Below are 25,377 nucleotides of genomic sequence, written 5' to 3' on the forward strand. Positions count from 1 at the left end.
CAACCATAGCAGCTACTCGCATCACATTTAAGCAACTTGCGAAATTGCGCAAAATGATAGATGACCTGATATTACGGGACCTGACGGACTTCAGGGTTTCGCACACCATCGATTCACTAGCACTCTTAAAATAGCAAGGAGCTTTGAATGCTTGACGTCATCAATGACTTTCTCTCTGGAAAGGTTTTGATACCTTTAGTTCTAGGACTTGGAACCTACTTCACCATCCGGTCACGATTTGTGCAGCTTCGCTACTTCGTACACATGATTTCTGTATTACGTGGCAGCTCGCATACCGGGAACAACCACTTGAGCTCATTGCAGGCATTGACGCTCAGCCTGGCCGGACGGGTCGGAACCGGCAATATCGTTGGCGTCGGCATTGCCGTGAGCATGGGCGGTCCCGGTGCAGTGTTCTGGATGTGGATGACCGCTCTACTGGGGATGTCGAGTAGCTTTTTCGAATGCGCACTGGGTCAACTCTACAAGCGCTGCGATGCAAACGGTCAATATCGTGGGGGCCCGTCCTGGTACATCCAGCACGGCTTGGGCAAACGCTGGCTCGGAACGATTGCTGCGCTCCTGCTTTTAGTGACCTTCGGGTTTGCCATCAATGGCCTTGAGTCTCATGCCGTATCGCATTCTCTCAACAATGCCTTTGGTTTATCGATGACATGGTCCGGGCTCACGCTATCTTTGTTGCTGGGTATCGTGTTCGTGGGCGGTATAAAGCGCATCGCGGCGGTCGCCGACTTATTGGTTCCCCTTAAAGTTGTTGCCTATATCGGTGTAACGCTTTACGTGATCGTGTTGCAAATCGACCAGGTCCCCGGAGTGCTGCTCAGCATTGTCAAAAGCGCGTTCGGACTGGATCAGGCTTTTGGCGGGCTGGTGGGCAGTGCAATCATTATGGGGGTGAGGCGCGGAGTGTTCTCCAATGAAGCAGGACTGGGCAGTGCGCCTAACGTCGCCTCTGCAGCAAAAATCGCCCACCCTATAGCACAAGGCGTGGTGCAGGCGTTCAGTGTCTTCATCGACACCATCGTTATTTGTACGTGCACCGCGTTGATCATTTTACTTTCCGGTTTTTATGCTCCCGGTTTCGAAGGCGACGGCATCGCGTTGGCACAAAACTCGCTGGCTGAGGTAGTAGGCGATTGGGGTCGGATGTTTATCAGCGTGGTACTTGCCCTGTTTGTGTTCACGGCAATGCTCTACAACTACTACCTGGGAGAAAACAGTTTACGATTCATCTTCGCAGCGCCGCATAAATCGTTAATTGCGTACCGCATATTCGTATTGATGCTGGTCTTTTGGGGTTCGGTTGAAGACCTTTCCACGGTGCTCGCGTTTGCCGACATCACCATGACATTTTTGGCCTTGGTGAACCTTATTGCGATGACACTGCTATTCAAAGTCTGTATGCGAATCCTGGGCGACTATGATGAACAACGTCGCGCAGGAACTAAAACCCCCGTTTTTGACTCAAGCAAATTCAGGGATCTGGATCTCGATTTGACAGCTTGGCCCGCGATAACAAATCCTCTCCCGCCGAAGAACCCTGTTTGTGAGGATCGCGCCCCAGCTAAAGCTCAGATCACATAAATCCCAATGAACGCTGAACCATTGCACTTATGCGATGGTTCAGCAGACAAACAATGCCTTGGCAACATCATCATCCATAAAAAAACAATTACTCGCGCCCTCCAGCGCGCTCGAGGAGTTCGTCTGTGAATCGCTATCAGCCCCTTAAATCCAACGCATCTGACATTCCAACTTTTTATATAGACTCGCACGTTGCACCCCACCTGTTATTTGAAGATGCCTGCTTCAGAATACGCGCTGCCACGAGCTTTTTAGAGGCGCTGACCTCTGTAACCGTTAAACATACTAATGATGCTGATTTTTTCCGCCTGATACTTCCAGCCTATTTATTGCTACAGGACGGTGTCGACGCGCTGGACCAAATAACATTTAAAGGATTGTAAATCATGGCCAAATCGACGACCCATGAAATGATAAAAGCAGCAATGATCAAGGCAATTGAAACAGGGCTTATTCCTCGTCACTCCCACCTTGATGGCTATATAAGAAGTTGGGAAAGCCTGACGCTTGTCATCCAGGCAGCGCTTGAGGCAACAGCAGATAATTGAGGAACCACAGGTGTTTGCATTTGAAGGTGCCAGCAACAGGTGATCATTCCATCATGAACACAAAAAAAGCTGGCAATCCCCACCGTTGATATGCGCCACTAGCCCCATTCATTGAAACAGCTGCAACGTCGCCGCCACGGGCCGCGGCCACCCTGGAGAACCCCGTTATGAGCGAGAGTGTGTTTGCCGATCGCATCGTGCAGAACCTGCTCGACACCGACTTCTACAAACTGACGATGATGCAGGCGGTGCTGCACAACTACCCTAACGTGGAAGTCGAATGGGAGTTTCGTTGCCGTAACAGCGAGGATCTGCGCCCATACCTGGCGGAGATCCGCTTTCAGATCGAGCGCCTGGCCGAGTTGAGCCTGAGTGCCGATCAGTTGAGTTTCCTGGAGCGCATCAGCTTTCTGAAACCGGATTTCCTGCGCTTTCTCGGGCTGTTCCGCTTCAACCTGCGCTACATCCACACCGGCATTGAAAACGGCGAGTTGTTCATCCGCCTGCGCGGGCCGTGGCTGCACGTGATTCTGTTCGAAGTGCCGCTGCTGGCCATGGTCAGCGAAGTGCGCAACCGCTATCGCTACCGGGAAATAGTCCTGGAACAGGCTCGCGAACAACTCTATCGCAAGTTCGACTGGCTCACCGCCAATGCCAGCGCGGACGAATTGTCCGAGTTGCAGGTAGCCGATTTCGGCACCCGCCGTCGCTTCTCGTACCGTGTACAGGAAGAAGTGGTGAACGTGCTCAAGCATGACTTCCCCGGTCGCTTCGTCGGCACCAGCAACGTGCACCTGTCCCGAGAGCTGGACATGAAGCCGCTGGGCACCATGGCCCACGAATGGATCATGGCCCACCAGCAACTCGGTCCGCGGCTGATCGACAGCCAGATTGCCGCCCTCGACTGCTGGGTCCGCGAATACCGCGGGTTGCTGGGGATCGCCCTGACCGACTGCATCACCTCCGATGCCTTCCTCAACGATTTCGACCTGTTCTTTGCCAAGCTCTTCGACGGCTTGCGTCACGACTCCGGTGATCCGGTGCAGTGGGCGGAAAAAGCCATCGCCCACTATCACAAGCTTGGCATCGACCCGATGAGCAAGACCCTGGTGTTTTCCGACAGCCTGACCCTACCCAAATCTCTGGAGATTTTTCGGGCATTGCGCGGTCGGATCAATGTGAGCTTCGGTATTGGCACCAACCTGACGTGCGATATTCCGGGTGTCGAACCAATGAGCATCGTGCTTAAAATGACGGCCTGCAACGGCCAGCCAGTGGCCAAGATCTCTGATGAGCCTGGCAAGACTCACTGCAAAGACCCGAATTTCGTCGCCTATTTGCGACATGTTTTCCAAGTACCTGCCGCCATTTCCAGCCCATCTAGCAAGGAGTGAATTCATGCAAGCCGTACAGCGTGAGATTGCTGAACAGCTCAAGGTCCAACCGCCCTTCGCGGATCAACTCGCCCTCGAGGCTGAAGTTGCCCGGCGGATTTCCTTCATTCAGGACTGCCTGGTCAATGCCGGGCTCAAGACGCTGGTGCTGGGCATCAGCGGCGGCGTCGACTCCCTGACCGCCGGCCTGCTGGCCCAGCGCGCCATGCGTGAACTGCGCGAGCGCACTGGTGATGCCAGTTACAAGTTCATCGCCGTGCGCCTGCCTTATGGCGTCCAGTTCGACGAACATGATGCCCAGGCCTCAGTGGATTTCATTGCCCCCGACGAGCGCCACACTGTAAACATCGCCCCGGCGGTCAAATCCCTGGCCAGCGAAGTGGCGGCCTTCGAGGGTAAGGAGGCGGTGCAGAAGGATTCGTGCTGGGCAACACCAAGGCGCGGATGCGCATGGTCGCGCAATACACCATCGCTGGCGCGGCTCACGGCCTGGTGATCGGCACCGATCACGCGGCAGAAGCGGTGATGGGCTTCTTCACCAAATTCGGTGACGGCGCCTGCGACCTCGCACCACTGAGCGGCCTGGTGAAAAATCAGGTCCGGGCGATTGCCCGCAGCTTCGGCGCGCCGGAGTCGCTGGTGGAAAAAATCCCGACCGCCGACCTCGAAGACCTGTCGCCGGGCAAACCGGACGAAGTGTCCCACGGCGTGACCTATGCCGAGATCGATGCCTTCCTGCATGGCGAACCGGTGCGTGAAGAAGCGTTCAAGATCATCTGCAACACGTACAAAAAGACCCATCACAAGCGTGTGATGCCGTTCGCGCCATAAGGACGTCGGCGTCTGTACCGACGCCTTCGCGGGCAAGCCACGCTCCCACAGGTTTTGTGTTGGACGCCGGTAATGGGCACGACACACATCCTGTGGGAGCGTGGCTTGCCCGCGAAGAACGATGACGCGGTCAACCGTCAGGCACAAAAAAAGCGTCCCGAGCGGACGCTTTTTTATGCGCTTGATTCGATTACTTCAGAGTAACAGTGCCTTTCATCATCGAGATATGGCCTGGGAACGAGCAGAAGAAACCGTACTTTTCAGCAGCATTGAGCTTCGACACATCGAAAGTTACCGAATCGGTTTCCTTGGCGCCGATGACTTTGGTGTGAGCGATGACGCGAGCATCACCTTCTTTCAGGTAACTCTTGTCGAGACCTGCCGCCAGGCCATCGGTAGCGATCGGCTGCATGTCGGCTTCTTTGCTCAGCACCCAGTTATGGCCCATGACGTTTTTCGGCAGGCTGCCGGAGTGAGTCAATTCAACGGTGAAGGTCTTGCAGCTTTTGTCGATTTCAATGGCCTTGGTGTTGAAGGACATCTGGTCGGTGGAGTCGATGGTCGTCTTGCACTCGGCAGCCATCAATTGGCTGCTGGCCAGTGTCAGGAGGGATACCGCAACAAGTTTGGCAAACATGGTGAATCTCCAAGGCAGGGTTAACAAAAGTGCTAATGGACAGAAGACTGCCTGAAATCTTCGCAAGTTCCTATGACCTGAATCAAAAATTGTATACAACTTTTGGGCTATGACACTCATCGAAACAATCTACCAGCCAAGCGTCTGGCACGGCCCTATCATCAGGGCCGTCATCTCTCATCCGGAGCGTCTGTCATGTCTTTCAACCGTTTATTGAGCAGTTTGCTCGCCGCTTATGCCTGTGGCGCCAGCGGTACCTGTGAAACACCTGAACGCGAGGTTTAACCCTTGGAACGATGCAAGCCTGCCTTTACTCTGTGGCCCTGATGACCATGGAGTAAGGCATGTCTTTAGCGTCCGTTTGTGTATTTTGCGGTGCCAGCACTGGCACTAACCCGGCTTATCGTGAAGCGGCTGTCGCCCTGGGGCGAGCATTGGCCGTGCGCAAGCTGACTCTGGTCTATGGCGGCGGCGCCGTCGGGCTGATGGGGATTGTGGCCGATGCCGCACTGGCGGCCGGCGGTGAAGTGATCGGGATCATCCCGCAGAGCCTCAAGGACAAGGAAATCGGCCACAGCGGCCTGACCCGCCTGGAAGTGGTCGACGGCATGCATGCGCGCAAGGCGCGAATGGCCGAGCTCAGCGATGCCTTCATCGCGCTGCCCGGCGGCCTTGGCACGCTGGAAGAACTGTTCGAAGTCTGGACCTGGGGTCAGCTCGGCTATCACGGAAAACCGCTGGGTTTGCTGGAAGTGAACGGTTTCTACAGCAAATTGACGTCTTTTCTTGATCATATCGTCGGCGAAGGCTTCGTTCGCGAAGCGCACCGTGACATGCTGCAAATGAGCGAATCGCCGCAAACCCTGCTCGACGCACTGGACGCCTGGCAACCCTCGGTACCGCCAAAATGGACCGAGCAAAAACCCAGCTAACGGCTCGGCATCGATACAGGGCAGAATATGCGCCGCTCAACCTCACCTTCGACCCCAGAGGATCGCCCATGGCTAAACCTAATTATTCCTTCGCCAAACGTCAGAGAGACTTGGCCAAGGAGCAGAAGAAAGAGGAAAAGCTTCAGCGCAAGAAAGCTACAGCTGAAGAAGAAGCAGCAGCACTGAACCCGGATACCGAAGGCGAAGTGGCTACAGACGAAGCTGAAGCACCGAAAGATCAGGCGCCCGACGCCTGAGACCCTCAGGGCCCGATGATCTGATCAGGCCCACCGGATCTGTGTCCAGGGTCAGCAACGATGTTGCTGACCCTCACAGTCCCATCTGAAATCCCTCTCAAAAAATTGCACATTCCCTGTGTGGGCTTGCTCGCGAAAGCGGCGGCACATCCAACATCTATGTGGCTGACTGGCCGCTTTCGCGCGGATCTTCGTTACTCCAATGGCATTACGGTAACTCGTACCTCCGGGTCGTGGCTGCCACCGCCCAGGATCACCCCACGCAACGGCGACACATCGGAAAAATCCCGGCCCCAGGCCAGGGTGATGTGCTTCAGCGCCGGTTGCACATTATTGGTCGGGTCGAAATCCACCCACCCCAGCACCGGACAAAACACCGACACCCAGGCATGAGACGCATCGGCGCCGATCAGCCGTGGCTGGCCCGGAGGGGGCTGGGTCAGCAGGTAGCCGCTGATGTACCGCGCCGCTAATCCACGGGAGCGCACACAAGCGAGCATCAAGTGCGCAAAGTCCTGGCAAACCCCTCGCCGCCTCTCCAGCACTTCCACCAGCGGCGTTGCCACTTGGGTCGCTTCGGCGTCGAAGGTGAATTCGCTGAAGATCTTCTCCATCAATGCCTGAACCCCCAGCAGCAATGGCCGGCCAGGAGGAAAACAACTTTCGGAGAACTCGACGAAGCTGCGCTTCAAATGCACATAAGGCGACTCAAACCGGTAACGGCAGGCTTCCAGCAGTTCAGGAGAGAGCGGCTGACTGCTGTAGGTCAGCGCATTGCAGGTTTCTTCCCAGGCTGACGATTGATTGAGGTCCAGCGATGGTCGGGCCAGCACTTCGACCGTCAGGCTGGCATTGACCAGCAACTCATCGTGGGGCCGCTCGAACGCCAGCCGGGTCAGCGGATTGCCAAACACGTCCAGCTCATCCCGGCGCGAAGTCGGGTCGGGGCTGATCTGTAACTGCTGTTCGGTACAGCGCTGCCAGGCACAGGTTCGTGGCCACAGATGCGCCAGTTGCTGGGCCAGGGACACCGGGCTGTCATAGTGATAATGGGTGTCGTGGAAAATCTGGTAATGGGCATTCATCAGACGGACACCGTGCGTTGGCTGACATCATCGACATGGGCGAAATGGCGCAAGGCCAGGCGATCCGATACTTGTCCGCTGGCATCGGCGATTTCCTGCAACAGATCGGCCAACCCCTCGATGGCGGCGCGAACACTGGCCTCGCCGAACAGTGAGTTTTCCAGGCAACCCAGATCGAAGCGCGCCAACCGCTCCACCAACTGCGGCAGACCTGTTTCACGCGGCGCACCAAAGTCGTCGTTCAAGCGCTTCAACGTGCGGGTTACCAGTTTCAACTGGAACAACACGGCATGAGGGTTCTGCTCGTCGAGCAACAACAGGTCCAGCACCGGGATCAATTGCGCCACCGCCAAGTACCGAGAGCGGTAGGTGATGCTGCTGTTGCCCAGCTCCAGCAGCCATTCCAGCCCGGCCTGATCGAAAGTCCCGGCGCCACGCAGAAACGCTGCCAGGCTGCCGCTGAGAAACTGCAGCCGCTCGATCCGTCGCCCGATCATCAGGAAACGCCAGCCTTCATCCCGGGTCATGTCATCCAGGGCGAAACCGGACAGCGCCGCCAGCGACATCACCAGTCGGTTGAGGAAATCCAGTAGCTCGCCGAAATCCGGCTCCTCGGTTTCCAGTTCCATGGCCTCGCGCTGCAATTCCACCAGCGCTTGCCAGTTCTCTCGCGAGAGCTTGCCGCGTACTTGCGACGCCGCCCACTGCAAACGTTGCAGGTTGGAGCGCAGGCTGAACGGCCAATCATCGCCGAGCAGCGCCGCCAGCAATCGCTCCGGCAACTCGCCCTCCTCCGGCAACAGATTCAAACGTTCACCGAGATCGACTGCCGCCTCCAGGGCTTGCGGGTCATCGCCATCGACATAGCGCGCCAGCATGATCCGCAGCAGCCGCGCGCTGTCATCGCAGCGCTCACAGTAGCGGCCGAACCAGAACAGGTTCTCGACCACCCGCGATGGCAGATACGGATCGCGTCGCACCAGATCGTGAACGCCAATGTTGCGCTGGGCTTTCCATTGTTCACCGCTGGGCGGGCGATCGCCCAACACCCAAGTGTCCTTGCTTGCGCCGCCGCGCTGCATCGACACCACTTCGGCGTCAGCTTCGGCGGCAACCCGGGTCAGCCCGCCGGGCAGTACTCGATAGCCGTCCCGACTGGCCACCGCATACACGCGCATGCCAATGGCCCGCGGCTGCAACTGGCCACCTTCGGCCTGCCAGATCGGTGCTTGGGACAGCTGCGCCAATTCTTGCGCAACATAGGCGTAAGGCCGTGCCTGCATGCGCTCGGCCAGCGCCTGGCGCTGTTTTTCACTCAAATCACGACCAAACACCGGGGCGAAGCTCTGCGACGGAAACGCCGGTTTGATCAACAGCTCCGGGAGTTTTTCCAGGGCCTGAGCCAGCACCGGCGCTTCACCGCACCACCAGGTCGCAATGGACGGCAGGATCAGTTCTTCACCGAACAGGAATTGATTGATCTTCGGCAGGAAACCCAGCAACCCCGGCGACTCCAGCACGCCGCTGCCTAGGGCATTGGCCACCAGCACCCGGCCCTGACGCACGGCTTCGAGCAGCCCCGGCACGCCTAGGGCCGAGTCGGTGCGCAGCTCCAGCGGGTCGCAGAAATCATCATCGAGCCGACGCATGATCGCGTGAACCCGACGCAGGCCGCTCAAGGTTTTCAGGTAGACCGTGGCATCCCGGACGGTCAGGTCACCGCCCTCCACCAACGGATAACCAAGCTGGCGAGCCAGGTACAAGTGTTCGAAATAGCTTTCGTTGAAACGCCCCGGCGTCAGCAGCACCACCAGCGGCGCTTCGTCATCACTAGGTGCCTGACGGGCGAGCGTTTCCTGAAGCGTGCGGAAGAATCCGGCCAGGTGCTGCACCTTCAAATCGCGGTACAGCTCGGGGAAGGCCCGGGACACGATGGTGCGGTTTTCCAGCGCGTAGCCGGCACCGGATGGCGCTTGAGTCCGGTCCGCGGTCACCCACCAGCGACCGTCAGGCGTACGCGCCAGATCCACGGCGTACAGATGCAGAAAGGCCCCGTCGGGCGGCGAAATGCCCTGACAGGGCCAGAGGAAGTTGTTGTGACCGAACACCAGCTCAGCCGGCAGCAGGCCTTCGGCGATCAAGCGCTGAGGGCCGTACAGGTCCGCCAGCACAGCATTGAGCAACCGCGCCCGTTGAGCGATCCCGGCCGATAACTGTTCCCACTCATCGGCGGCAATCACATGGGGCAGCAGGTCCAGCTCCCACGGCCGGTCGGCGCCCTTGGGGTCGGCGTAGACGTTATAGGTCACGCCGTTTTCCTGGATCTGTCGGGTCAGCAGCGCCTGACGCTGCACCAATTGCGTTGGCGTGCTGCGTTGCAATTGATCGAACAGCCGTTGCCAGTGCGGGCGCACGGCGCCGCTGTCGTCGAGCAGTTCGTGATAAGTGCCCGCGGTCAGCGGGTAGCGGTCAAGCAGGTCAGGCATGGAAAGCTCGGCAGACAGCAAAGAACGGTCAGACTAACGCAGGCTCATGACGCCCGGATATACGAAAAATCCGAGCGTCGCGTACGGTTTAGAAACGTCGCAAATCGAGAGTCATCGGTAGCTCGTCGTTAATTTCCAGATTCGGTATAGGAAGTTTCCCCGGCGTGTGTCCGACGCGAAAGAAACGCGCCATCCGCCGGCTCTCGGCCTCATTGGCGTTCACCGGCAGGCTGTCGTAGTTGCGCCCGCCCGGATGGGCGACGTGGTACTGACAGCCGCCCAGTGATCGCCCCATCCAGGTGTCGAGCAAGTCGAAAACCAGCGGCGCGTGGACCGGGATGGTCGGTTGCAGACAGTTAGCCGGTTGCCAGGCGCGAAAGCGAACGCCGGCGACGAACTCACCGACCCGCCCCGTGGGTTGCAATGGCACCGGGATGCCATTGCAGGTCAGCAGATAACGCTGGGGCGGCAGGCCGCTGAGCTTGACCTGCAAACGCTCCAGCGACGAATCCACGTAACGCACCGTGCCACCTGCCGCGCCCTCCTCGCCGAGTACATGCCAAGGCTCCAGCGCCTGACGCAATTCCAGTTGGATGCCGCTGACGGCGTAATCACCGACCTTGGGAAAGCGGAACTCCAGATGCGCCGCGAACCACTCGGCCCGCACGGGGTAACCGGCGGCATTGAGGTCGACGATCACATCAGCGAAATCCTGCTCGATAAAGTGCGGCAACAGGAACCGGTCGTGCAGTTCGGTGCCCCAACGCGCGAGTTTCGGTGGTGCATAAGGCTCGCGCCAGAAGCGAGCCAGCAACGCCCGCAGCAACAACTGCTGAGCCAGGCTCATGCGTGCATGGGGCGGCATTTCAAAGGCTCGCAGTTCCAGTAATCCAAGGCGCCCGGTGGCGCCGTCCGGCGAATAGAGTTTGTCGATGCAGAACTCGGCGCGGTGGGTGTTACCGGTCACGTCGATCAGCAAATTGCGCAACAAGCGATCCACCAGCCATGGCGGGCATTCTTCGCCCGGCTTCGGCATCTGTGCGAAGGCGATTTCCAGTTCATACAGCGAATCGTTGCGCGCTTCATCCACCCGCGGCGCCTGGGATGTCGGGCCGATGAACAGTCCGGAAAACAGGTAGGACAAGGACGGGTGGTTGTGCCAGTAGCTGATCAGGCTGCGCAGCAAATCCGGACGGCGCAGAAACGGCGAGTCTGCCGGGGTCGCTCCACCCAATACGAAATGGTTGCCGCCACCAGTGCCGGTATGCCGGCCGTCGATCATGAACTTCTCGGTGGTGAGTCGAGTCTGGCGCGCCTCTTCGTAAAGAAACTCGGTGCGCTCCACCAACTCGTCCCAGGTGGCAGACGGCTGGACGTTGACCTCAATCACTCCCGGATCCGGAGTAATGCGGAAGTTGCTCAGGCGCGGATCGCTCGGCGGTTCATAGCCTTCCAGCAACACCGGGCAATGCAATTCCTCGGCGGCGGCTTCGATGGCGGCGACCAGTTCCAGATAGTCCTCGACCCGCTCCAATGGCGGCATGAACAGGTACAACCGGCCTTCTCGCGCTTCGGCGCAGAAGGCGGTGCGGGTCAGCCAATCGGCGGACTCATCGATCTTTGGCGCGCGCTCGTCGGCGGTTTGCGGTTGAGCGTGATTCTGTAGCTGCTCGGTGCCCGGCAGCTCAGGAAAATCCTGATTCGGGTCGACAGGATGAATGAACGGATACTCCGCTGCCTTCACCCAGGGCTGCGAACCGAGTGGCAAGCGATACCCCAGCGGCGAATCCCCCGGCACCAACCGGCAATGTTCTTCCCGCAGATACCAGCGACCGCTCTGCCATTGATCGCCCTTGGCGGTGCGTGCCAGCGGCAGGACCTGGCCGATAACCTTGTCCAGGCCCTGACTGAAGACTTTGCGCAGGCGCGCACGCTCCAAAGGTTCTTCCAGGCGTGAGTCTTCGGCGCTGACGTTCTGCGGCAAAGCGCCTTCGCGCCAGAGGTAATAGAAATTGTCTTCGTAGGCCGGGAACACAAAGCGGGTCGGAATTTTCAAGCGTTCGGCGACACTCGCCAGAAAACGCCCGGCCAGTTCGCCATCGGCGCCGTAGTCGTCCTGCTCATCGGCGATCAGCGCGCTGTTGTGCCAGATCGGCACGCCGTCGCGGCGCCAGTAGCAGTTCAGCGACCAGCGCGGCAGTTGCTCGCCGGGGTACCACTTGCCCTGACCGAAATGCACCAGCCCCTTGGGTGCGTAATGCTTGCGCATGCGCTGGAACAGCTCGGCCGACAGCCGACGCTTGTCCGGCCCGAGCGCCGCGGTGTTCCACTCGGCACCGTCCGGGTCATCGATGGAAACGAACGTCGGCTCACCGCCCATGGTCAGGCGCACGTCGCCTTCGAGCAGGTCGGCATCGATCTGCCGGCCCAATGCCTGAATCGCCAGCCATTGCTCTTCGGTGTAGGGCTTGGTAACCCGCGGCGCTTCCCAAATCCGCTCGACCGACATCTCGTGGGTGAATTCGCACTCGCACGGTTCCACCAAGCCACTGATCGGTGCCGCAGAGGACGGATCGGGACTACAGGCCAATGGAATGTGTCCTTCGCCGGCAAACAACCCTGAAGTCGCGTCCAGGCCGATCCAGCCAGCACCGGGCAAATAGACCTCGCACCAGGCGTGCAGGTCAGTGAAGTCCACTTCGGTGCCCGAGGGACCGTCAAGGCTTTTGACATCGGCGGTCAACTGAATCAGGTAACCGGACACGAAACGCGCCGCCAGGCCGAGGTTGCGCAGCAATTGCACCAGCAACCATGCCGAGTCGCGGCAGGAACCGGACGCATGCTCGAGGGTGTATTCCGGGGTCTGTACACCTGGCTCCATGCGAATCAGGTAGCCGATGTCTTCGCTGAGGCGCTGGTTGAGCGCGACCAGGAAATCCACGCTCGGTAGCGGCGTGCGATCGATGCCCTCCAGATAGGCCTTGAATGTCGGCGTCAGGGGCAAGGTTTCCAGGTACGGCGCCAGCTCTTTGCGCTCATCCGCGGCATAGGTGAAAGGGATTTTTTCGGCGTAGGGCTCGAGGAAAAAGTCGAACGGATTGAAGACCGCCATCTCCGCCAGCAAATCGACCTCGATCCGCAGCTCATCGGTTTTCTCCGGGAATACCAACCGCGCCAGGTAATTGCCCTGGGGATCCTGCTGCCAGTTGATGAAATGCTGCTCGGGCGAGACTTTCAGCGCATAGGACAGTATCCGCGTGCGGCTGTGGGCAGCCGGGCGCAGCCGAACGATCTGCGGACCGAGCTCGACGGCACGGTCGTAGCGGTAATGCGTGACGTGATGCAATGCGACATGAATCGACACGGCGGCCTCCTGCGAGCCAGGGCATAGACACAAGCGCGCAAGACTTATGCCAGAGCGGCGGTCATTGCGCTTTATCGACAGACCCGGTGCAGTACAGCACCAAAACGGAGCCGTGGCTGTGGTTATAGTGCGAGGGTTGCGCATATTTGTGGCGCACGTGTGAGGGGCGGGTGCTGAGTCCACCCAACTAACGGGCTTTGTGCTTTGCAATAACAGCTTGGCGCAAGTGACGTACTTCAAGCAGCTTCTGGCGCATCTCGCGGTGACGTTTGCTATTGAGCAGCAATAGTGTCAACAGTGGGAACAGCAACGTCACCGCATAAGTCAGGGGATGCACCTCATATGCAATGGTGGGCAGTACCCCAAGAAAACAAAGGGCCAGAAGCACGACCAGAGGCCGCACCCATTGCGGACGACCGCGCGCGACCATGAAATGACAATGCACGACGAAGAGGGTAAGCGCGATCCCCCCGAAAAAAGAGTACTTGGCGTTGTCAGCCAACGGAAGGTTTCTAAAATAGCTTTCGAAAAACAAAGGCACCGCAAAGACCAGGGTAAAAATTGACGCGAATATTGCCCCCATGAAGACCGGGAAATACTTCGATAGAAAATTGCGAATGCTGGGCAGCTCATTCATTGCTCAGCCTCCTCGTACAGGCCTACGGCAATGGTGCGGACATTCCCCGAAATTGCACTGCCGGTAAAACCGATAGCGGCGCCCAAGGCGTCTTTTATCTGAGTGACCGTTGCATGCTTGACCTCGGTGGGCGTGAAACGCCTGGGCAATTCACCCGATAACTGCTTCAACTTGATCATCTTCGACGTCAAGCGCGGGTCGTTGATGCTCAATAGTTCTTTGGTCAGTTTGGCACGTTCCTGTCGATTCAGCCCCCTGAGCACTTCCCTGACACTTTTCCCGGTCGTGGCCTTATTCAGCCTGACCAGTTTGAGCGTTGTCAGCGTGGATGCGCCTACCCCGACCAAGGACGCAGCATCCAGCGCAATCATGGTGTACTGGTACCACTCTTCGCTGTCGAGCTCATCGTTACGGGCAGGGTTGACGATCTCATTGCGGGTCCGATAGCCGCTGGCAAAACACTGCACTGAGCTGGCAGCCGCAGCGGTATAACCGAGCGCAGCGACCACAGTACTTGCCCCTGCCGAAAACGGAATAGCCACGGAGCCACTGAGCACTACGATCCAGCCGATCACTGCACCCGCGCACGATAAAGTGGTGTTGACAGCCTCCCCAACCAGGCGTGATTCGCGCGGATTGTCCTGTACATGCTGCGCAAACTGAGCCGGCGCGATGTACTTCTGCGCCTCGCGCAAAATGATTCGCTTGGGCCTGATACTGCAAATCGGCTTGAACTCGCGCAGGGTCACTACGTTGAATTCGGCGTCGATGTACACCACGCCCGCGCCGACGATTCCGGGGGCGGCGTCGATGGCGGCGAACAGGCGTGGCAGGTTGATCTGGCTTTCGATGCATTGGCGGGCCATGAACTGGGAGGGGCTGTAGTCCATGCCGATACCCGGTAAGGGGTTGCTCATGTAAATCGTCCTTGAAAATCGGGGGTGTGATCTTTGTTGCCTGTGCAGGCGAGTTCCGACTCCCACAGGGTTTGGCGTTGCACAGGAAAATCGATTTCCCGGGCAGCCATTGAAGCGCGCGTCACCTTAGCAAACAGGCCGCACACTCGCTAGAAAACAAAACGCCAGCACTGAGGCTGGCGTTTTGCGATATGGCGCGCAGATTAACGCGGCACGACTGGTTTTCGGGCCGGTTTCGGTCCCTTGCCTTTGGCCGCGTCCTTGCGCTCCTTGGCCGCCTGCTGGTTGCGGGCAAATGCCGCAGCCTTGGCTTGTTCACGCTTGTCCCACGGGTTGCCGCCGTCGCTGGCACGCGGTGGCAGCCCGGTGTGCTGGGTCAGGATTTTGGTGGTCTTTTCCCCCGCCACTTTATGGCTGCCAGCCGGCGTCGAGTTCTTGCGACGGGCGCTCTGATAGCTGTCGGTCGCCGGCTGATGCAGCGGGATCAACTGGTTCTTGCCCGGCCCGATCAGGTCGGCGCGGCCCATGCGGGTCAGCGCTTCACGCAGCATCGGCCAGCCTTTGGGGTCGTGATAACGCAAGAACGCCTTGTGCAGACGACGCTGCTCTTCGCTCTTGACGATGGTCACGCCGTCACTCTTGTAAGTGACCTTGCGCAACGGGTTCTTGCCCGAATGGTACATCGCGGTGGCGGTAGCCATCGGCGACGGGTAGAACGCCTGCACCTGGTCGGCACGGAAACCGTTGCCCTTGAGCCACAGGGCCAGGTTCATCATGTCTTCGTCGGTGGTGCCCGGGTGAGCGGCGATGAAGTACGGAATCAGGTACTGCTCTTTCCCGGCTTCCTTGGTGTACTTCTCGAACATGCGCTTGAACTTGTCATAGCTGCCGATGCCCGGTTTCATCATCTGGTTGAGCGGACCTTCCTCGGTGTGTTCCGGGGCGATCTTCAGGTAACCACCGACGTGGTGGGTCACCAGCTCCTTGACGTATTCCGGCGACTCGACCGCGAGGTCGTAACGCAGACCGGATGCGATCAGGATCTTCTTCACCCCCGGCAAGGCGCGGGCGCTGCGATAGAGCTGGATCAGTGACGAGTGGTCGGTGTTGAGGTTCGGACAAATCCCCGGGAACACGCACGAAGGCTTGCGACACGCGGATTCGATTTCCGGGGTCTTGCAGGCGATGCGGTACATGTTCGCGGTCGGGCCGCCGAGGTCGGAGATGACACCGGTGAAGCCCGGGACCTTGTCGCGGATCTCTTCGATTTCGCGAATGATCGACTCTTCGGAACGATTCTGGATGATCCGGCCTTCGTGCTCGGTGATCGAGCAGAACGTACAGCCACCGAAGCAGCCGCGCATGATGTTTACCGAGAAACGAATCATTTCATAGGCCGGAATCTTTTCCTTGCCGTACGCCGGGTGCGGAACCCGTGCGTAAGGCATGCCGAACACGTAGTCCATTTCTTCAGTGGTCATCGGAATCGGCGGCGGGTTGAACCAGACGTCGACTTCGCCATGCTTCTGCACCAATGCGCGGGCATTGCCCGGGTTGGTTTCAAGGTGCAGCACGCGGTTGGCGTGAGCGTAAAGCACCGCGTCGCCACGGACCTTTTCAACCGACGGCAGACGAATCACGGTTTTGTCGCGGGTCATTTTCGGGCTGGCCAGGATCTGTACTACCTTGGCTTCCTGCGGGTCCTCAACCGGCCCCTTTTCCTGCTCGATGGCGCAAGCCTGGGTGTCTTGGGTGTTCACGTACGGGTTGATGATCTTGTCGACCTTGCCCGGACGGTCAATACGCGTGGAGTCGATCTCGAACCAGTCTTTTGGCGTGTCACGCCGAATGAACGCAGTGCCGCGCACATCGGTGATGTCTTCGATCTTGTGACCGAACGACAGACGCTGGGCGACTTCGACGATCGCACGCTCGGCGTTGCCGTAGAGCAGGATGTCGGCGCAAGCGTCGATCAGGATCGAGTTGCGCACCCGGTCCTGCCAGTAATCGTAGTGGGCGATGCGGCGCAGGGAGGCTTCGATGCCACCGAGCACGATCGGCACGTTCTTGTAGGCTTCCTTGCAGCGCTGGCTATAAACCAGGCTCGCTCGGTCCGGACGTTTGCCCGCCAGGCCACCCGGGGTGTAGGCGTCGTCAGAGCGGATTTTCTTGTCGGCGGTGTAGCGGTTGATCATCGAGTCCATGTTGCCGGCCGCGACGCCAAAGAACAGGTTCGGCTCGCCGAGCTTCATGAAGTCGTCTTTGGACTGCCAGTTCGGCTGCGCAATGATCCCGACGCGGAAGCCCTGGGCCTCCAGCAGCCGGCCGATGATCGCCATGCCGAACGACGGGTGATCGACGTAGGCATCACCGGTGACGATGATGATGTCGCAGGAATCCCAGCCAAGCTGATCCATCTCCTCCCTGCTCATCGGCAGGAATGGCGCTGGCCCGAAACATTCGGCCCAGTACTTGGGATAGTCAAATAACGGCTTGGCTGCTTGCATGTCGATAACCGGCGTTGGCTTTCATTGAATTTCGCGGGCGCGGAATATAGCACAAAATTTGACCAATTCCGACGGCTATGGTCGGAAATCAGCGAGCGATATACGCAACCTCTGTGGCGAGGGAGCTTGCTCCCACTCGACTGCGAAGCAGTCGCAACATATACAAATACGGTGCACCTGAAACAGGATGACTCAGGTTTTGGGGTTGCTATGCAACCCAGCGGGAGCAAGCTCCCTCGCCACAAAGTCCCTGCGCAGGTTATTCATCGTCGTCGAAGTTGTAGCTACCCGGCGCCAGGTTTTCAAATCGGGTGTATTTGCCGATGAAGGCCAGGCGGATAAAGCCGATCGGGCCGTTCCGCTGTTTGCCGATAATGATTTCGGCAATGCCTTTGTGTTCGGTTTCCGGGTGATACACCTCGTCCCGGTACACGAACATGATCACGTCGGCGTCCTGCTCGATCGCACCCGATTCGCGCAAGTCGGAGTTCACCGGGCGCTTGTTCGGCCGTTGTTCCAGGGAACGGTTGAGCTGGGACAGTGCCACCACCGGGCAGTTGAATTCCTTGGCCAGGGCTTTCAGGGACCGGGAAATCTCGGAAATCTCGTTGGTGCGGTTATCACCGCTGGAACCCGGGATCTGCATCAGCTGCAGGTAGTCGATCATGATCAGGCCGATCTCACCGTGCTCACGCACCAGACGACGGGTCCGGGCCCGCATTTCCGATGGGCTGATACCCGCCGTGTCATCGATGAACAGCTTGCGATCATTGAGCAGGTTGACCGCCGACGTCAGGCGCGGCCAGTCGTCGTCTTCAAGGCGACCGGCCCGGACCTTGGTCTGGTCGATCCGGCCGAGGGAAGACAGCATACGCATGATCAGCGATTCGCCTGGCATCTCGAGGGAGTAAACCAGAACAGCCTTCTCGCTACGCAACACGGCGTTTTCCACCAGGTTCATCGCAAAGGTGGTTTTACCCATGGACGGACGGCCGGCGACGATGATCAGGTCGGACGGTTGCAGTCCGCTGGTCTTCTCGTCGAGGTCGGTATAGCCGGTAGACAGGCCGGTAATGGCGTTGTCGGTGTTGAACAAGGTATCGATGCGGTCGATGGCCTTGGTCAGCAGGTCGTTGACGCTGACCGGGCCGCCGGTTTTCGGACGGGCCTCGGCAATCTGGAAGATCTGCCGTTCGGCCTCGTCAAGGATTTCAGCGGCGGTGCGGCCTTCGGGGTTGAAGGCGCTGTCGGCGATTTCGGTGCTGATGCCGATCAGCTGGCGCAACGTCGCCCGCTCGCGAACGATTTGGGCATAGGCCTTGATGTTGGCGACGGACGGCGTGTTTTTCGCCAGTTCACCGAGGTAACCGAGTCCACCGACTTGCGAGGTCTGACCTTCCTTGTCCAATTGCTCGGCAAGGGTCACGACGTCGATCGGGGAGTTCTGGTCCGCCAGCTTGGCGATGGCCCGGAAGATCAGGCGGTGGTCATGCCGATAGAAATCGCCGTCGGAGACTTGATCGAGCACGCGTTCCCAGGCGTTGTTGTCCAGCATCAGACCACCGAGCACGGCCTGTTCGGCCTCGATGGAATGCGGCGGCACCTTCAGGGCAGCGGTTTGCAGATCATATTGCTCGGGAGCGGAGATATCGTTCATGGCCACTTGGTTTATTTAGGGAAATCAGGAACTGCAGAAAGACAAAGGGCACGACCTGTAAACAGGATCGTGCCCGATGTTACCGGCAAGCACCCGAGGGTGCCAGCCGACAAGTGCTGCTTAAGCTGCTACCACGACAACGCGTACGGTGGCTTCAACTTCGGCGTGCAGGTGCACGGCTACGTCGAATTCGCCTACGTTGCGGATGGTGCCGTTCGGCAGACGAACTTCGCTTTTTGCAACTTCAACGCCAGAGGCGGTCAGTGCATCAGCGATGTCGTGGGTGCCGATCGAACCGAACAGCTTGCCTTCGTCACCAGCGGTGGCAGTGATAGTCACTTCCAGCTCAGCCAGTTGGGCGGCACGGCTTTCAGCCGAAGTTTTGCGGTCTGCTGCGGCTTTTTCCAGCTCAGCGCGACGCTCTTCGAACGCAGCCAGGTTGGCAGCGGTCGCAGCGGTAGCTTTGCCGTAAGGCAGCAGGTAGTTACGACCGTAACCAGCCTTAACGTTCACTTTGTCACCCAGGTTGCCCAGGTTGGTGACTTTTTCCAGAAGGATCAGTTGCATGTGAAAATCCTCTTAACTTTTAACCTTCACCGTTCGCGTTATCGGCATCTTTCGGTGCCGAACGACCGCGAAAATCAATCAGGCTGTCGACGATGGCCAAGACCACCAGCAACGGATAGATCAGCTGCATGAACAGCAACAGCGTGACGTACAACCCCACCAGCCAGAATTTGGCCAGTCGCTTTTGCGCCACCAGCCCGTGAATCAGGGCCAGCCCGGCGAACACCAGCGGTACACTGCACAACGGCGTCAACATGGCCATCTGCGAGCCTAAATTAGGCCCCAGAAGCATTAACGCCAGCAGCAACATCGCCGGTCCCAGCGGGATTCGGATGGCGCGAAACTCGCGACCAAAACCACCCGGGTTGTACAACAACGCCTGCCAGTAGCGCCCGACAATCAGGCTCAGCACACTGACGATTTGCAACAAAGCCGCAATCAGGCCGGTCAGGACCGGTGCAATCAGGGACGCGAAACGCGCCTGCTCGTCTACCGACAATTGCTGGTAGACATCACCGAGTAACGACGGCATGACTTTTATCAAAGCCTGCGCCAGCATCTCGATCTGGGGCGCAAAAGCCACCCCCAGCACCACTGAAAACACCAACCCCATCGCTATGCTGACCAGCAGCACGCGGTTCCAGGACTCGCTTGCGCGCAAAACCAACGCAAGGCTCGAAGACCCCAGCAGCACCAGAAGCGCCCGTGGGTCGTCGGAGTAAAGCCACCAGATCAACGCCGGCAGCAGTCCCAGAGCAAGAACGCCCAAGGCGTCCTTCAATCCGCGCCGCAGGAGCACAAGGCATCCGGCGGCAGCACCCAACCAATACAACAACGGCAACGTTGCGCATCCAGCCACTACCAGAGTGGCCTGCATACGGCCGCGCATGATGAACTCAGCTAAGGCGCGCATGCATTCAATCCTTTGCTACGTGTCGACTGCCCGGTCTCAGCGGCCGTGGCTGTCGGTGTAGGCCAGCAGGGCCAGGAAGCGGGCGCGCTTGATAGCGGTGGCCAGCTGACGCTGATAACGAGCTTTGGTACCGGTGATGCGGCTTGGAACGATTTTGCCGGTCTCGGATACGTAAGCTTTCAGAGTGTTGAGATCTTTGTAATCGATCTCTTTCACGTCTTCAGCGGTGAAGCGGCAGAATTTACGACGACGGAAGAAACGTGCCATGTAATAGGCTCCTCAAAAGGTCCGTGGATTACTCGTCAGCGTTATCGCTGGCGTCGCTGTCATCACCATCAACGCCTTCGGCGTCGGAGTGCTCAGGACGGTCGCGACGCTCACGGCGCTCACTGCGGTTTTCTTCAGCCTTGAGCATCTCGGATTGGCCGGTAACGGCTTCTTCGCGACGGATGACCAGGTTACGGATCACTGCATCGTTGTAGCGGAAGTTGTCTTCCAGCTCGGCCAGGGCCTTGCCAGTGCACTCAACGTTCAGCATCACGTAGTGAGCCTTGTGAACATTGTTGATTGCGTAGGCCAGTTGACGACGACCCCAATCTTCCAGACGGTGGATTTTGCCGCCGTCTTCTTCGATCAGCTTGGTGTAACGCTCAACCATGCCGCCGACTTGCTCGCTTTGATCCGGGTGGACCAAAAAGATGATTTCGTAATGACGCATGAATGCTCCTTACGGGTTGTAGCCTGCCGCTCAAAAGCGGTCAGACAAGGAGTGAATGACACTTATGGACTTGCTTGCGATAGACACATGCGTGCCTGCCGTCACAGCAAGGGGCGCAATTGTAGAGAAGGGACAAGAGAGGCGCAAGGCAATTGGTGATTATTTGAACAGTTCGTTCACACCACCGATCTGCACCATAGCGCAGAACCCATGTGGGAGCGGGCTTGCTCGCGAAAGCGGTGTGTCATTCAGCAAAAGTGTTGAATGTCAGACCGTATTCGCGAGCAAGCCCGCTCCCACATTTGGATCGTGTCCGGCTTAGGACTTTTTGGCGGCCCCGGCGGCTTTGACGCCGCGCTGGCGCAGCGCTTCGAACAGGCAGACGCCGGTGGCGACGGACACATTGAGACTGCTGACACTGCCCGCCATCGGCAGACGCACCAGGTAATCGCAAAGATCGCGAGTCAGGCGGCGCATTCCGCTGCCTTCCGCGCCCATGATCAGGATGGTCGGGCCGGTCAGGTCTTGCTGATACAGATCCTGCTCAGCCTCGCCCGCTGTACCGACGACCCACAAGCCACGCTGCTTGAGTTTTTCCAGGGTGCGCGCCAGGTTGGTTACAGCCACCAACGGAATCACTTCCGCCGCGCCACAGGCGACTTTACGCACCGTCGGGGTCAGGGTCGCTGACTTGTCCTTTGGCACGATCACCGCCAGCGCGCCCGCCGCATCGGCCGAGCGCAGGCAAGCACCAAGGTTGTGCGGATCGGTCACGCCGTCGAGCACCAGCAACAGCGGCGCGCCTTCGGTACGATCGAGCAATTCGTCGAGCATCGCTTCGCCCCAGACCTGACTTGGACTAACGTCCGCGACCACGCCCTGGTGCACGCCATCTACCCACGCATCCAGCTCACGACGCTCAGCCTGACCGACCGCTACGCGATTTTCGGCAGCGAGTGCGATCAGCGTCTGCACCCGCGGATCACTGCGGCCTTCAGCCAGCCAGATCTGCTTGACGCGTTTTGGGTGATGACGCAGCAACGCTTCTACAGCATGCACGCCATAGATTTTTTCCAACTGACTCATGACTTGGCCTTAGGTTTACGCGCCCCGCCGCTTCTGGCGGCTGGAGCGGAACCCGCTTTTGGCGGGCCTTTACGGTGTTTGCTCGGTTTTGCTGGCTTGCCGCCGGAGGCCTTGTCAGACGCCGACCGCCCGGTCTTTCCCCCAGACGCCGCTTTACCGCCGCTTTTCGCTTCAGCCAGCAACGCCTGTTTCAGTTCACGGCTTTTGCGCAACTCGGCATTTTTTGCCGCGGCATCGCTCGGGCGATAGGCTTCGACAGCCTTTTCCTTGGCAGGACGACGGCCGGCTTTCGCCGGTGCCGGCTCTGCGGCGGACTTGGAAGCCGGAGCAGCGGTTTCAGTCCCACGCTTCTTGCGGCCGATCGGCGCGCTGATGGTTTTTTCAGCCATCTCGAAGTCGATCTTGCGCTCGTCGAGGTCGACACGCATGACGCGCACTTCAACGGTGTCGCCAAGGCGGAAGCTGCGACCGGTACGCTCACCGGCGAGGCGGTGGTGTACAGGATCGAAGTGGTAGTAGTCGCCCGGCAGCGCGGTGACGTGCACCAGACCTTCGACGTAAATGTCAGTCAGTTCGACAAACAGACCGAAACCGGTCACGGCGGTGATCACACCCGGGAACGATTCGCCCACGCGGTCTTTCATGAACTCGCACTTGAGCCAGTTCACTACGTCGCGGGTCGCTTCGTCGGCACGCCGCTCGCTCATCGAGCACTGCTCGCCGAGCTGCTCCAGGATCGCTTCGTCGTATGGATAGATCCGCGCTTTCGGAATGGTCATCGCACCGGCACGGCGAACATGCGGGGTGTCCATTTTCGAATGGATGACGCTGCGGATTGCCCGGTGCGTGAGCAAATCTGGATAGCGGCGAATCGGCGAAGTGAAGTGGGTATAGGCTTCGTAATTCAGGCCGAAGTGGCCCTGGTTATCAGCGCTGTACACCGCTTGGCTCAACGAACGCAGCATGACGGTCTGGATCAGGTGGAAATCCGGACGGTCCTTGATGCTGGCCAGCAAAGCCTGGTAATCCTTCGGCGACGGACCATCCTTGCCTTTGTGCAGGGACAGGCCGAGCTCGCCAAGGAAGGCGCGCAGTTTTTCCAGGCGCTCCGGTGGCGGGCCGTCGTGGACGCGATACAACGCAGGGATTTCGTGCTTTTTCAGGAATTCGGCAGTGGCCACGTTGGCCGCCAGCATGCATTCCTCGATCAGCTTGTGGGCGTCGTTGCGGACAGTCGGACGGATTTCGGCAATCTTGCGCTCGGAACCGAAGATAATCCGGGTTTCCTGGGTTTCGAAATCGATCGCGCCGCGCACGTGACGGGCCGCCAGCAGGACCTTGTACAGCGAGTACAGCTGCTTGAGGTGCGGCAGGACGTCAGTGTATTCGCCACGCAGCTGACGTGCTTCAGTGGCTTTCGGCGTCTCCAGCATGGCGCTGACCTTGTTGTAGGTCAGGCGGGCATGGGAGTGAATCACCGCTTCGTAGAAGCAGTAGTCGGTCATCTCGCCGGATTTGGAGATGGTCATCTCGCAGACCATCGCCAAGCGATCGACGTGCGGGTTCAGCGAGCACAGACCGTTGGACAATTGTTCAGGCAGCATCGGCACGACACGCTCGGGGAAGTACACCGAGTTGCCACGAACCTGGGATTCGTTATCCAGCGCCGAACCGATTTTCACGTAGCTGGAAACGTCGGCGATCGCCACGTACAACTTCCAGCCACCGGAGAACAGGCGCAGTTTGCCCGGCTTGGCTTCGCAGTAGACCGCGTCATCGAAGTCGCGTGCATCTTCGCCGTCGATGGTCACGAACGGCAGGTGACGCAGGTCGATACGCTTCTCTTTGTCTTTCTCTTCGACTTCAGGCTTGAGCTTGGCGGCTTCCTTGAGCACCGCTTCAGGCCAGACGTGAGGAATATCGTAGGTGCGCAGGGCGACATCGATTTCCATGCCCGGCGCCATGTAGTTGCCCACGACTTCAACCACATCGCCTTGCGGCTGGAAGCGTGGCGTCGGCCAGTGGGTGATCTTCACTTCGACGAACTGACCGATCTGGGCGTTGGCGTTGCGGCCCGGCGTCACCAGCACTTCCTGCTGGATCTTCGGATTGTCCGCGACGACGAAACCGATACCGCCCTCTTCGAAGTAACGACCCACAATGGTCTCGTGGGCACGGGACACCACTTCGACGATCATGCCTTCGCGGCGACCGCGACGGTCGAGGCCGGAAACACGCGCCAGGGCACGGTCGCCATCGAACACCAGGCGCATTTGCGCCGGGCTCATGAACAAGTCGTCACTGCCGTCGTCCGGGACCAGGAAGCCGAAGCCGTCACGGTGACCGCTGATGCGGCCCAGGATCAGGTCGAGCTTGTCCACCGGCGCATAAGTGCCGCGACGGGTATAGATGAGTTGAGCGTCGCGCTCCATGGCGCGCAGGCGGCGACGCAGGGCTTCGATCTGGTCTTCTGTGGTCAGACCAAACTCTTCGACCAGCTGCTCGCGGTTAGCAGGCGAACCTCGATCAGCAAGGTGCTGAAGGATCAGTTCGCGGCTAGGAATAGGGTTTTCATATTTTTCCGCTTCACGAGCGGCCTCGGGATCGAGGGACTGCCAATCGGCCATTAGAGAGTTTTCACCTTGTCTATATGCGGGTTAGTTTGGCATAGGCGTAATGAAACGGGAAATTTCAGGCTATGACAGCCCATCTAAAGCCCTTTATCGACACCGCAAAGCTGATTTGAATACCGCCGGTGAAATTTTCCAGGTTTTTTCGATGCCGGGGGTTTACAGTTAAAAAGACGCTCCGTATAGTGCGCGCCATCGACGACGCACACGCGCTGCCGATACTGCCCAGATGGTGAAATTGGTAGACACGCCAGCTTCAGGTGCTGGTGACCGCAAGGTCGTGGAAGTTCGAGTCTTCTTCTGGGCACCAATTTCGAGCTTGAGATTAGAACAATTTCAAGGCTCACACAAAAACCCGCGAAAGCGGGTTTTTGCATTCCAGGCTTCCGGTTTATTAAAATTAAATCAGGGGTTTACAGATCAAAATGCTCTCCGTATAGTGCGCCACATCAACAGCGGCAACGCTTGCGATTATGCCCAGATGGTGAAATTGGTAGACACGCCAGCTTCAGGTGCTGGTGACCGCAAGGTCGTGGAAGTTCGAGTCTTCTTCTGGGCACCAATTCAAATTCAAGGTCACGATCTTGAATTTCACAGAAACCCGCG

20 protein-coding genes, 2 tRNA genes and 1 pseudogene are annotated in these 25,377 nt (G+C 58.7%); 9 read left to right on the forward strand and 14 right to left on the reverse strand.

The window, feature by feature from the left end; genetic code table 11:
- Positions 1–147: 147 nt before the first annotated feature.
- The 5 genes and pseudogenes from PSH65_RS28935 (at position 148) to nadE (ending at position 4,378) form a co-directional block, all read left to right on the forward strand.
- Positions 148–1,605 (forward strand): sodium:alanine symporter family protein, encoded by a 1,458-nt coding sequence (locus tag PSH65_RS28935; RefSeq protein WP_305423875.1) that lies wholly within the window; start codon positions 148–150, stop codon positions 1,603–1,605.
- A gap of 125 nt (positions 1,606–1,730) precedes the next feature.
- On the forward strand, positions 1,731–1,988 hold the full coding sequence (locus PSH65_RS28940; protein WP_305423876.1) for a hypothetical protein: 258 nt from the start codon (positions 1,731–1,733) through the stop codon (positions 1,986–1,988).
- Between the two features lie 3 nt (positions 1,989–1,991).
- Positions 1,992–2,153 carry a hypothetical protein gene (locus PSH65_RS28945; RefSeq protein WP_305423877.1) on the forward strand — a complete coding sequence of 54 codons (162 nt, stop codon included), beginning with the start codon at positions 1,992–1,994 and terminating at the stop codon, positions 2,151–2,153.
- 167 nt (positions 2,154–2,320) lie between these two features.
- Entirely contained in the window at positions 2,321–3,547 is a 1,227-nt protein-coding gene (pncB, locus tag PSH65_RS28950; protein WP_223570425.1) for a nicotinate phosphoribosyltransferase, read from the forward strand.
- A gap of 4 nt (positions 3,548–3,551) precedes the next feature.
- A pseudogene (gene nadE, locus PSH65_RS28955) lies at positions 3,552–4,378 on the forward strand (ammonia-dependent NAD(+) synthetase).
- Between the two features lie 190 nt (positions 4,379–4,568).
- On the opposite strand, the gene azu reads toward nadE, so the two are convergent.
- A complete protein-coding gene (gene azu / locus PSH65_RS28960) occupies positions 4,569–5,015 on the reverse strand; it encodes an azurin (RefSeq protein ID WP_305423881.1) in 447 nt (148 codons plus the stop codon).
- 344 nt (positions 5,016–5,359) lie between these two features.
- On the opposite strand from azu, the gene PSH65_RS28965 reads away from it, so the two are divergent.
- Together PSH65_RS28965 and PSH65_RS28970 are read left to right on the forward strand one after the other, a co-directional pair.
- On the forward strand, positions 5,360–5,947 hold the full coding sequence (locus PSH65_RS28965; protein WP_305423883.1) for a TIGR00730 family Rossman fold protein: 588 nt from the start codon (positions 5,360–5,362) through the stop codon (positions 5,945–5,947).
- A 68-nt stretch (positions 5,948–6,015) separates the two neighbouring features.
- Positions 6,016–6,204: a hypothetical protein gene (locus PSH65_RS28970; protein WP_253546718.1), complete on the forward strand. Its 189-nt coding sequence runs from the start codon at positions 6,016–6,018 to the stop codon at positions 6,202–6,204.
- 194 nt (positions 6,205–6,398) lie between these two features.
- On the opposite strand, the gene PSH65_RS28975 is transcribed toward PSH65_RS28970, so the two are convergent.
- The 13 genes from PSH65_RS28975 to rnr form a co-directional block, all read right to left on the reverse strand.
- Positions 6,399–7,289, reverse strand: coding sequence for a transglutaminase family protein (locus tag PSH65_RS28975; protein WP_305423884.1), 891 nt, complete (start codon positions 7,287–7,289; stop codon positions 6,399–6,401).
- Positions 7,289–9,775 (reverse strand): circularly permuted type 2 ATP-grasp protein, encoded by a 2,487-nt coding sequence (locus tag PSH65_RS28980; protein ID WP_305423885.1) that lies wholly within the window; start codon positions 9,773–9,775, stop codon positions 7,289–7,291. Before PSH65_RS28980 ends, PSH65_RS28975 begins: the two co-directional genes overlap by 1 nt.
- 88 nt (positions 9,776–9,863) lie before the next feature.
- Positions 9,864–13,139, reverse strand: coding sequence for a DUF2126 domain-containing protein (locus tag PSH65_RS28985; protein ID WP_305423886.1), 3,276 nt, complete (start codon positions 13,137–13,139; stop codon positions 9,864–9,866).
- A gap of 187 nt (positions 13,140–13,326) precedes the next feature.
- Positions 13,327–13,776, reverse strand: a complete 450-nt coding sequence (locus PSH65_RS28990; protein WP_305423888.1) for a hypothetical protein — start codon at positions 13,774–13,776, stop codon at positions 13,327–13,329.
- On the reverse strand, positions 13,773–14,693 hold the full coding sequence (locus tag PSH65_RS28995; RefSeq protein ID WP_305423889.1) for an NAD synthetase: 921 nt from the start codon (positions 14,691–14,693) through the stop codon (positions 13,773–13,775). The genes PSH65_RS28990 and PSH65_RS28995 overlap by 4 nt, the downstream gene beginning before the upstream one ends.
- A 203-nt stretch (positions 14,694–14,896) precedes the next feature.
- On the reverse strand, positions 14,897–17,200 hold the full coding sequence (locus PSH65_RS29000; RefSeq protein WP_305423891.1) for a YgiQ family radical SAM protein: 2,304 nt from the start codon (positions 17,198–17,200) through the stop codon (positions 14,897–14,899).
- 259 nt (positions 17,201–17,459) lie between these two features.
- Positions 17,460–18,857, reverse strand: a complete 1,398-nt coding sequence (gene dnaB / locus PSH65_RS29005; RefSeq protein WP_019691515.1) for a replicative DNA helicase — start codon at positions 18,855–18,857, stop codon at positions 17,460–17,462.
- Positions 18,858–18,977: 120 nt separating this feature from the next.
- Positions 18,978–19,424, reverse strand: a complete 447-nt coding sequence (gene rplI, locus PSH65_RS29010; RefSeq protein WP_003197251.1) for a 50S ribosomal protein L9 — start codon at positions 19,422–19,424, stop codon at positions 18,978–18,980.
- Between the two features lie 19 nt (positions 19,425–19,443).
- A complete protein-coding gene (locus PSH65_RS29015; RefSeq protein WP_305423893.1) occupies positions 19,444–20,337 on the reverse strand; it encodes a hypothetical protein in 894 nt (297 codons plus the stop codon).
- A 36-nt stretch (positions 20,338–20,373) separates the two neighbouring features.
- Positions 20,374–20,604, reverse strand: a complete 231-nt coding sequence (rpsR, locus tag PSH65_RS29020; RefSeq protein ID WP_002551829.1) for a 30S ribosomal protein S18 — start codon at positions 20,602–20,604, stop codon at positions 20,374–20,376.
- Positions 20,605–20,632: 28 nt separating this feature from the next.
- Positions 20,633–21,055, reverse strand: a complete 423-nt coding sequence (gene rpsF / locus PSH65_RS29025) for a 30S ribosomal protein S6 (RefSeq protein WP_007902678.1) — start codon at positions 21,053–21,055, stop codon at positions 20,633–20,635.
- 318 nt (positions 21,056–21,373) lie between these two features.
- Positions 21,374–22,141 carry a 23S rRNA (guanosine(2251)-2'-O)-methyltransferase RlmB gene (gene rlmB / locus PSH65_RS29030; protein ID WP_305423894.1) on the reverse strand — a complete coding sequence of 256 codons (768 nt, stop codon included), beginning with the start codon at positions 22,139–22,141 and terminating at the stop codon, positions 21,374–21,376.
- Positions 22,138–24,768, reverse strand: a complete 2,631-nt coding sequence (gene rnr / locus PSH65_RS29035) for a ribonuclease R (protein WP_305423895.1) — start codon at positions 24,766–24,768, stop codon at positions 22,138–22,140. Before rnr ends, rlmB begins: the two co-directional genes overlap by 4 nt.
- A 226-nt stretch (positions 24,769–24,994) precedes the next feature.
- Between rnr and PSH65_RS29040 the strand changes: the two genes are divergently transcribed.
- Both PSH65_RS29040 and PSH65_RS29045 read left to right on the forward strand, forming a co-directional pair.
- Positions 24,995–25,081 (forward strand) — tRNA-Leu (locus PSH65_RS29040).
- Positions 25,082–25,246: 165 nt separating this feature from the next.
- Positions 25,247–25,333: transfer RNA gene (locus PSH65_RS29045), tRNA-Leu, on the forward strand.
- The last annotated feature ends 44 nt before the right edge of the window (positions 25,334–25,377 follow it).

Origin of the sequence: Pseudomonas sp. FP603 (assembly GCF_030687415.1) — a bacterium.
Lineage (GTDB): Bacteria > Pseudomonadota > Gammaproteobacteria > Pseudomonadales > Pseudomonadaceae > Aquipseudomonas > Aquipseudomonas wuhanensis.